The 9,498-nt window shown below is 45.1% G+C and carries 5 protein-coding genes and 14 tRNA genes; all 19 read left to right on the top strand.

The window, feature by feature from the left end; genetic code table 11:
• Positions 1-35 precede the first annotated feature (35 nt).
• Positions 36-112 (top strand) — tRNA-Pro (locus tag MOB98_RS02295).
• 5 nt (positions 113-117) lie between these two features.
• Positions 118-190 (top strand) — tRNA-Ala (locus MOB98_RS02290).
• Positions 191-210: 20 nt separating this feature from the next.
• Positions 211-287, top strand: a tRNA-Met gene (locus MOB98_RS02285).
• Between the two features lie 2 nt (positions 288-289).
• Positions 290-366: transfer RNA gene (locus MOB98_RS02280), tRNA-Ile, on the top strand.
• 6 nt (positions 367-372) lie between these two features.
• Positions 373-465: transfer RNA gene (locus MOB98_RS02275), tRNA-Ser, on the top strand.
• A gap of 16 nt (positions 466-481) precedes the next feature.
• Positions 482-558, top strand: a tRNA-Met gene (locus MOB98_RS02270).
• Between the two features lie 56 nt (positions 559-614).
• Positions 615-691, top strand: a tRNA-Asp gene (locus tag MOB98_RS02265).
• Between the two features lie 12 nt (positions 692-703).
• Positions 704-779, top strand: a tRNA-Phe gene (locus MOB98_RS02260).
• A 19-nt stretch (positions 780-798) separates the two neighbouring features.
• A tRNA-His gene (locus tag MOB98_RS02255) sits at positions 799-874 on the top strand.
• Positions 875-884: 10 nt separating this feature from the next.
• Positions 885-958: transfer RNA gene (locus MOB98_RS02250), tRNA-Gly, on the top strand.
• 15 nt (positions 959-973) lie between these two features.
• Positions 974-1,050: transfer RNA gene (locus MOB98_RS02245), tRNA-Ile, on the top strand.
• Between the two features lie 12 nt (positions 1,051-1,062).
• Positions 1,063-1,137: transfer RNA gene (locus MOB98_RS02240), tRNA-Asn, on the top strand.
• Positions 1,138-1,141: 4 nt separating this feature from the next.
• A tRNA-Ser gene (locus MOB98_RS02235) sits at positions 1,142-1,232 on the top strand.
• Positions 1,233-1,264: 32 nt separating this feature from the next.
• Positions 1,265-1,336 (top strand) — tRNA-Glu (locus MOB98_RS02230).
• Between the two features lie 233 nt (positions 1,337-1,569).
• A complete protein-coding gene (gene glgB / locus MOB98_RS02225; protein WP_268362955.1) occupies positions 1,570-3,450 on the top strand; it encodes a 1,4-alpha-glucan branching enzyme in 1,881 nt (626 codons plus the stop codon).
• Positions 3,450-4,592 (top strand): glucose-1-phosphate adenylyltransferase, encoded by a 1,143-nt coding sequence (locus MOB98_RS02220; protein ID WP_268362959.1) that lies wholly within the window; start codon positions 3,450-3,452, stop codon positions 4,590-4,592. Before glgB ends, MOB98_RS02220 begins: the two co-directional genes overlap by 1 nt.
• 22 nt (positions 4,593-4,614) lie before the next feature.
• Positions 4,615-5,646 carry a glucose-1-phosphate adenylyltransferase subunit GlgD gene (gene glgD, locus MOB98_RS02215; protein ID WP_268362957.1) on the top strand — a complete coding sequence of 344 codons (1,032 nt, stop codon included), beginning with the start codon at positions 4,615-4,617 and terminating at the stop codon, positions 5,644-5,646.
• Complete coding sequence (glgA, locus tag MOB98_RS02210) at positions 5,643-7,097, top strand: glycogen synthase GlgA (protein WP_268367246.1); 1,455 nt, start codon at positions 5,643-5,645, stop codon at positions 7,095-7,097. Before glgD ends, glgA begins: the two co-directional genes overlap by 4 nt.
• Positions 7,084-9,480 carry a glycogen phosphorylase GlgP gene (glgP, locus tag MOB98_RS02205; RefSeq protein WP_268367247.1) on the top strand — a complete coding sequence of 799 codons (2,397 nt, stop codon included), beginning with the start codon at positions 7,084-7,086 and terminating at the stop codon, positions 9,478-9,480. The genes glgA and glgP overlap by 14 nt, the downstream gene beginning before the upstream one ends.
• The last annotated feature ends 18 nt before the right edge of the window (positions 9,481-9,498 follow it).

Raw genomic sequence — 9,498 nt, 5'->3', positions numbered from 1 at the left:
GACTCCTCTCGGGCGCGCCATGATCTACATGAAATCGGGAAGTAGCTCAGCTTGGTAGAGCACATGGTTTGGGACCATGGGGTCGCAGGTTCGAATCCTGTCTTCCCGACCATTCTTGGGGCCTTAGCTCAGCTGGGAGAGCGCCTGCTTTGCACGCAGGAGGTCAGCGGTTCGATCCCGCTAGGCTCCACTTGGTTTCAATAAATATTTGGCGGTGTAGCTCAGCTGGCTAGAGCGTACGGTTCATACCCGTGAGGTCGGGGGTTCGATCCCCTCCGCCGCTACCAATGGACCTTTAGCTCAGTTGGTTAGAGCAGACGGCTCATAACCGTCCGGTCGTAGGTTCGAGTCCTACAAGGTCCACCACTATACGGAGGAATACCCAAGTCTGGCTGAAGGGATCGGTCTTGAAAACCGACAGGGGTGTCAAAGCCCGCGGGGGTTCGAATCCCTCTTCCTCCGCCATATACAACTTAATCATCGCGGGGTGGAGCAGTTCGGTAGCTCGTCGGGCTCATAACCCGAAGGTCGCAGGTTCAAATCCTGCCCCCGCAACCAAATTTTATGAATGAAATAAGGAGTGCCTGAAGGGTACAACCAAAATAATTCAATATGGTCCGGTAGTTCAGTTGGTTAGAATGCCTGCCTGTCACGCAGGAGGTCGCGGGTTCGAGTCCCGTCCGGACCGCCATTTAAATACTTAGGCTCGGTAGCTCAGTTGGTAGAGCAACGGACTGAAAATCCGTGTGTCGGCGGTTCGATTCCGTCCCGAGCCACCATTTATCAATATATATTTTGGCGGTTGTGGCGAAGTGGTTAACGCACCAGATTGTGGCTCTGGCATTCGTGGGTTCGATTCCCATCAATCGCCCCAAATAAACATTGCGGGTGTAGTTTAGTGGTAAAACCTCAGCCTTCCAAGCTGATGTCGTGGGTTCGATTCCCATCACCCGCTCCATTTCCATATTGTCGTGGGCCTGTAGCTCAGCTGGTTAGAGCGCACGCCTGATAAGCGTGAGGTCGGTGGTTCGAGTCCACTCAGGCCCACCATGACTTTTACATTCCACAGTAGCTCAGTGGTAGAGCTATCGGCTGTTAACCGATCGGTCGCAGGTTCGAATCCTGCCTGTGGAGCCATATTGGAGAAGTACTCAAGTGGCTGAAGAGGCGCCCCTGCTAAGGGTGTAGGTCGTGTAAGCGGCGCGAGGGTTCAAATCCCTCCTTCTCCGCCATATGATTACAGATAGATAAGCTCTCAACTATCGGCCCGTTGGTCAAGCGGTTAAGACACCGCCCTTTCACGGCGGTAACACGGGTTCGAATCCCGTACGGGTCATCCAGAAACCTTGCAGAAAATGCAGGGTTTTTTTATTTTTTATAAATTATCATATGTCTTAGATTTCATCCATTATTCTATAAATAGACAACAAAAATCCCCATATATTTCGTTTTTCTTCGGAAAATGAAGGTAAATGTCAATAAGTATAAGCGCTTTCATGAAAGGGCTTTTTTTTATTTCTTCGAATAAATACTATAAATGAAAACTATGATGTCAGAAAGGATGATTACATGGCCGCTGCCAGCCCGACAGCACATGATGTTTATCTTTTTCACGAAGGCAGTCTGTTTAAAAGCTATCAGCTGTTTGGCTCGCATTTTCGCGAGCTGAATGGCCAAAGCGGATATGAATTTTGTGTGTGGGCGCCTCATGCGTCAGAAGTACGAGTGGCAGGGGATTTTAACAGCTGGGCAGGAGAACAGCATGTGATGCACAGAGTAAGCGATAGCGGCATCTGGACGTTATTTATTCCAGGTTTGGGAGAAAAGGAACGATATAAGTATGAAATCGTGACGAATAGCGGCGAGATCAGGCTGAAGGCAGATCCTTATGCTATTTATTCAGAAGTCAGGCCCAATACAGCGTCACTTACTTACGATCTGGGTGAGTACAGCTGGAAAGATCAATTATGGCAAAAGAAACAAAAGGCTAAGACGGTATATGAGAAGCCTGTTTTTATTTATGAGCTTCATCTCGGTTCGTGGAAGAAACATGCTGATGGCAGGCATTACTCCTATCAAGAATTAAGTCAGTCGCTTATCCCTTATATTAAAAAGCATGGGTTTACCCATGTTGAACTTCTTCCGATATATGAGCATCCTTATGACCGTTCTTGGGGGTACCAAGGTACGGGATATTACAGCCCCACAAGCAGGTTTGGCACGCCGCATGATTTGATGCAGTTTGTGGATGAATGCCATCAAGAAAACATCGGAGTCATTCTGGATTGGGTTCCCGGACATTTTTGTAAAGATGCACATGGCCTTTATATGTTTGATGGAGAGCCCCTTTATGAATATCAAGAAGAACGTGATCGGGAGAACTGGCTATGGGGCACAGCAAACTTTGACCTGGGAAAACCGGAAGTTCATAGTTTTTTAATTTCTAATGCGTTGTACTGGGCCGAAATCTATCATATAGATGGATTTAGGGTTGATGCAGTGGCTAATATCCTGTATTGGCCAAATCAGGATGAACGCCATACGAATCCATATGCTGTTGAATTTTTAAGAAAACTCAATCAAACCATGAGAGAGACTTTTCCGCATGTCATGATGATTGCGGAAGATTCTACAGAATGGCCTCAAGTGACGGGTGCCGTTGAGGAAGGGGGGCTCGGTTTTCATTTTAAATGGAATATGGGCTGGATGAATGACGTGCTGACATACATGGAGACGCCGCCGGAAGAAAGGCGTTATCGTCACGAGCTTATTTCTTTTTCATTGCTGTATGCGTTTAGCGAACATTTTGTATTGCCATTTTCTCATGATGAAGTTGTATACGGAAAAAAATCACTTCTTCATAAAATGCCTGGCGACTACTGGCAGAAATTTGCCCAGTATCGGCTTTTGCTCGGATATATGACAGCTCATCCCGGAAAGAAATTGATTTTTATGGGATCAGAATTTGCCCAATTTGATGAATGGAAAGACACAGAGCAGCTAGATTGGTTTTTGGACTCCTTCCCCATGCATCAGAAAGCCAGCGTTTTTACGCAAGATCTTCTCCGCTTTTATCAAAAAAGCAAAATCCTTTATGAACATGATCATCATGCCCAGTCGTTTGAATGGATTGATGTCCATAATGATGAACAATCGATCTTTTCTTTTATTCGTTATGGCAAAAGGCACGGTGAGGCACTGATCATCATTTGTAATTTTACACCCTCGGTCTATCATCAATATGATGTTGGTGTTCCTTTTCTAACCCAATACATCGAAGTGCTGAACAGCGATAGTGAAACATATGGAGGCTCAGGACAAATCAATAAGAAGCCGTTAACGGCTGAAAAGGGAGCGCTTCATCATAAACCGTTTTATATCACGATGACCATCCCCCCTTACGGCATTTCGATTTTACGGGCGGTTAAAAAAAGAGGAGAGATAAAATGATCAAAAAACAATGTGTAGCCATGCTCCTTGCCGGCGGAAAGGGCAGCCGTCTCAGCGGATTAACAAAACATATGGCCAAACCGGCTGTATCTTTCGGGGGAAAATACAGGATTATAGATTTTACGCTCAGCAACTGCTCCAACTCAGGTATAGATACAGTCGGGATTTTAACGCAATATCAGCCGCTTGAGCTGAATTCCTATATTGGAATCGGCAGTGCATGGGACCTTGACAGATATAATGGCGGCGTGACGGTGTTACCCCCTTATGCCGAGTCATCAGAAGTCAAATGGTATAAAGGGACGGCAAGCGCCATTTATGAAAATCTTAATTATTTGAATCAGTACGATCCTGAGTATGTGCTGATTTTATCAGGAGATCACATATACAAAATGGACTACGGCAAAATGCTTGATTTTCATATTGAAAAGAAAGCGGATGTAACGATCTCTGTCATCGAGGTGGGCTGGGAGGAAGCAAGCCGCTTTGGCATCATGAAGGCCGATGCAGATGGGACGATTACACATTTTGATGAAAAGCCCAAATTCCCTAAGAGCAATCTTGCCTCAATGGGCATTTATATGTTCAATTGGCCGCTTTTGAAACAGTACCTTGAGATAGATGACCGGAACCCTTATTCAAGCCACGACTTCGGCAAAGATATTATTCCTCTGCTTTTGGAGGAGAAAAAGAAGCTTTCCGCTTATCCGTTTAAAGGATATTGGAAGGATGTCGGAACTGTTCAGAGCTTATGGGAGGCCAATATGGATTTGTTAAAGGAAGACTCGGAGCTCAAGCTGTTTGAACGCAAATGGAAAATTTACTCCGTCAATCCAAATCAGCCACCGCAATTTATTTCATCTGACGCACAGGTTCATGATTCGCTTGTGAACGAAGGGTGTGTTGTGTATGGAAATGTGTCTCACTCTGTTCTTTTTCAAGGTGTGACTGTCGGTAAGCATGCGTCTGTCACATCATCGGTCATTATGCCGGATGTGACGATCGGCGAGCATGTAGTGATTGAAAATGCCATCGTTCCTAAGGGTCTTGTGCTTCCGGATGGCACAGTGATTCGATCCGAAAAAGACATTCAGGAGGTGCTGCTCGTTTCAGAGGATTTTGTAGAAAAAGAATTGATTTAATACTGAAGAGGGGGCAAAGCCATTGTTCAATAATCAAATGTTAGGTGTTATAGATGAAACCACATATAAGCATTCTCTTCAGGATTTAACGGCACAGCGGTCGCTTGGTGCCATCCCTTTTGCCGGAAGGTACCGTCTGATTGATTTTATGCTTTCCAACATGGTGAACGCAGATATTAGAAGTGTTGCCATTTTTCCGAAGTATCGCTATCGTTCGCTTATGGATCATCTTGGAGCGGGTAAGGAGTGGGATTTGCATCGAAAAAAAGACGGCCTCTTTTTTTTCCCGTCTCCGCATCTTCATCACGAATACGATGAATTCGGTTCCTTTCGCCAGTTTTCGGACCATCTAGACTACTTCCACAGAAGCACACAGCAATATGCTGTTATCACCAACAGCCATACCGTGTGCAACATCCAATTTCAATTTGTGCTGAAACGCCATCAAGAGGTTGGCTGTGACATTACCGAGGTATTTCAGGACGGCCAGTCGCTGCAAATCTATATCATGTCTACAGCGCTTTTGAAGGACCTGATCTACGGACATAGTGAGAAAGGCTATAAAACCATTCAGGAGGCTGTTGAAAAGGAATCAGCTTCCTTGACCATTTGTCCTTATGAATATACAGGTTATGCTGCTGTCATTGATTCGGTGGAAAAGTATTATACCCACAGTATGGAGCTTATTCAGCCTCGTTTTTGGCAGCAGGTGTTTTTGCCGCAGCAGCCGATCTATACAAAAGTAAAGGATGAGCCGCCGACGAAATACGGAAAACATAGCACTGTCAAAAATTCCTTGGTGGCAAACGGCTGTGTGCTTGAAGGAGAGGTTGAAAACTGCATTTTGTTCAGGGCGGTCCATGTCGGAAAGGGGACGAAGCTGAAAAACTGCATTGTTATGCAGAAAACGCAGATTGGCGAGGATTGTCTGCTTGAGCAGGTCATTTCTGATAAGGATGTTAAAATCGGAAATGCGACTGAGGCTGCGGGAACAGCTGACCATCCGCTTGTATTAAGAAAAGGTTTGGTGCAAGGAGAGCTGATGAATTCTTGAAGATATTATTTGCTGTGTCTGAATGCACCCCATTTGTTAAATCAGGAGGTCTTGCTGATGTAGCCGGCGCTCTGCCAAAGGCACTTGCGGAATTAGGCAATGAAGTTGCTGTGATGCTGCCGAAGTACAGCCAAATACCTGAGCTGTGGAAAAAGCGCATGAAAAAAAAGGCAGAGTGTACGGTTGCCGTCGGCTGGCGTCAGCAATATTGCGGAATTGAACATATGGCTGAAGATGATGTGAATTATTACTTCATTGACAATGAGTATTATTTCAGCAGGGATTCATTGTACGGGCATTATGATGACGGTGAGCGGTTTGCCTTTTTTTCAAGAGCTGTACTGGAGGCCGCCAAAGCTGTGAATGTTCAAGCCGATATTGTTCATACTCACGATTGGCATACAGCGATGGTCAACTATTTACTGAAAGAGGAGTACAGAAAACATCCTTTTTATGAACAGATGAAAAGCGTGCTCACGATCCACAACCTGCAGTTTCAAGGCATATTTCCTCCTGATGTCACCCATGACTTGCTTGGTCTTAAGATGGATCATTTTCATTATGAAAGGTTAGAATGCAACGGATTTGTTAATTTTATGAAGGCGGGCATCATTGCGGCAGATCATGTGACAACTGTAAGCCCTACTTACAGAAATGAAATATTGACGCCTTATTATGGTGAACAGCTGGAGCAGGTTCTGCGATATAGAGAAAATGACTTAACCGGCATTTTAAATGGCATTGATGATTCTTTCTACCAGCCGAAGAGCGATCCTTATATAGAGGCGCATTACGATTCGGATCATCTCACATGCAAGGAAGAAAATAAAACCAAGCTTCAGCAGAGGATGGGGCTTCCAGAGCGAAGCGATATTCCGCTGATCAGTATGGTGACAAGGCTCACTAAACAAAAGGGACTTGATCTTGTCCGCAGAATTATGCACGAACTTCTTGATGAGCAGGACATACAGCTGATTGTGCTGGGCACAGGGGAACGTGAATTTGAAGATTATTTCCGGTATGCAGAATTTGCTTTTCATGACAAATGCCGGGCGTATATTGGGTTTGATGAGCCGCTTGCCCATCAAATTTATGCGGGCTCTGATATGTTTCTGATGCCGTCAAAATTTGAGCCGTGCGGCTTAGGCCAGCTGATTGCTCTCCAATATGGCGCCATTCCGATTGTCAGAGAGACGGGCGGGCTTTATGACACTGTCCGTTCTTATCAGGAGAAGGAGGGAACGGGGAATGGATTTACGTTCTCTGCCTTCAATGCGCATGATCTGAAATTTACGATTGAGAGAGCGCTGTCGTTTTATCGCCAAAAGGATGTATGGAAGAGCATCATGAAGACCGCAATGAATGGAGATTACAGCTGGGAGCAGTCAGCGAAAGAGTATCAGCGCATTTTCGAGCATGTGACAAGGAGTGGACGGGATGTTCTCGAGTAAAGAACGCTTTGCAGCCTTATTTTTAAAGCGTCTGGAAATGACGTGCGGAAAAAGCTTTAAAGACTCTGCCAAGCTTGATCAATATAAAACGTTGGGCAATATGGTCAGAGAGTATATCAGCGCTGATTGGATCCAGACGAATGAAAAGAGCAGGTCCAATTCCGGGAAGCAGACGTATTATTTGTCGATCGAATTTCTTCTCGGTCAGCTCCTTGAACAAAATTTAATGAATCTTGGCGTTCGTGAGGTTGTAGAAGCAGGCTTGAAGGAAATTGGCATCAATTTAGAAGAGATCCTTCAGGTGGAGAGCGATGCAGGCCTTGGCAACGGCGGGCTTGGGCGCTTGGCTGCTTGCTTTTTAGATTCTTTGGCTTCGTTGAATTTGCCGGGGCACGGAATGGGGATTCGTTATAAGCATGGCTTATTTGAGCAAAAAATCGTTGACGGGCATCAAGTGGAGCTGCCTGAGCAATGGCTTAAAAACGGGAATGTGTGGGAAGTGAGAAATGCTGATCAGGCGGTTGACGTTCCGTTTTGGGGCGAGGTGCATATGACTGAAAAAAACGGGCATCTGCATTTTCGACACGAACAAGCAACAATCGTTACCGCCGTTCCTTATGACATTCCGATCATCGGCTATGAAACGGGCACCGTCAATACGTTGCGGCTTTGGAATGCCGAGCCTTATGCGCATTATCATGGCGGCAATATTTTGGCTTATAAGCGGGAAACAGAAGCTGTTTCTGAGTTTTTATACCCTGATGACACCCATGATGAGGGGAAAATTTTGCGGCTGAAGCAGCAGTATTTCTTAGTATGCGCAAGCTTAAAAAGCATTGTAAACAATTACCGAAAAACGAATAAATCTTTATCCGGCCTGCATAAAAAAATAAGCATTCATATTAATGACACCCATCCTGCGCTTGCGGTGCCTGAGCTGATGCGGATTTTGCTCGATGAAGAGAACATGAGCTGGGAAGAGGCCTGGCACATTACCGTACATACGATTTCTTATACAAATCATACGACATTGTCAGAAGCGCTTGAGAAATGGCCGATTCATTTGTTTAAGCCGCTGCTCCCGCGAATGTATATGATTATTGAAGAGATCAATGAAAGATTTTGCCGAGCGGTTTGGGAAAAATATCCTGGAGATTGGAAAAGAATAGAGGACATGGCGATTACGGCGCATGGTGTTGTCAAAATGGCTCATCTTGCCATCGTAGGCAGCTACAGTGTAAACGGCGTTGCCAAAATTCATTCTGATATTTTAAAGGAAAGGGAGATGCGCAACTTTCACTTACTGTTCCCGAATCGTTTTAACAATAAGACGAATGGAATTGCCCACAGGCGCTGGCTGTTAAAAGCGAATCCCGGCTTGTCTGCCATCATTACAGAGGCGATCGGCAATGAATGGGTGAAACAGCCGGAATCACTGATCAAATTAGAACCGTTTGCCTCTGATCCCGCTTTTATCGAGCAGTTTCAATACAACAAAAGCAGGAAAAAACAAGAGCTTGCCGATTTGATTTTTTGCACGGCTGGGGTGGTTGTGAATCCTGACAGCATATTCGACGTTCAGGTGAAACGGCTTCATGCATACAAACGGCAGCTGCTGAATGTTCTTCATATTATGTATTTGTATAACCGCCTCAAAGAGGACTCGGGATTTTCAATTTATCCGCAAACCTTTATTTTTGGGGCAAAGGCTTCACCAAGCTATCATTATGCCAAGAAAATCATTAAGCTGATCCATTCGGTCGCAGAAAAGGTCAACTATGATCCGGCAGTCAAACAGCTGATTAAGATTGTTTTTTTGGAAAACTACAGAGTTTCTATGGCTGAGCGGATTTTTCCGGCGTCCGATGTGAGTGAACAAATTTCAACCGCAAGCAAGGAAGCATCTGGTACAGGAAATATGAAGTTTATGATGAATGGCGCTTTGACGATCGGCACGCATGACGGTGCAAATATTGAAATTCTTGAGCGGGTGGGGCCTGATTGTATTTATACATTCGGTTTAAAGGCGGATGACGTATTATCGTATCAGGAAAACGGCGGTTATAGATCGAGGGAGTATTTTCAGCATGACCGCAGGATCAGACAGGTGGTGGAACAGCTGATCAACGGTTTTTTTGAAGGAGAAGCTGATGAATTTGAATCGATCTATGACTCGCTGCTTCCGCATAATGATGAGTATTTTGTACTGAAGGATTTCAGTTCGTATGCAGATGCCCATGAACGTATTCAAGCTGATTATCGTGATCGGCCGAAATGGTCTGAGCGCTCGATTTTAAACATTGCCCATTCGGGGTATTTTTCCAGCGACCGCACAATCCGGGAATATGCAAAAGACATTTGGGGAATCAAACCGATGATGTGAAAAAGCCGCTTTTACAGC

This window comes from Bacillus sp. N13C7, from assembly GCF_026790065.1.
Taxonomy (GTDB): Bacteria; Bacillota; Bacilli; order Bacillales; family Bacillaceae; genus Bacillus.
Note: the sequence above shows the minus strand (reverse complement) of the source record. Positions and strands in the feature narration are given on the sequence as shown.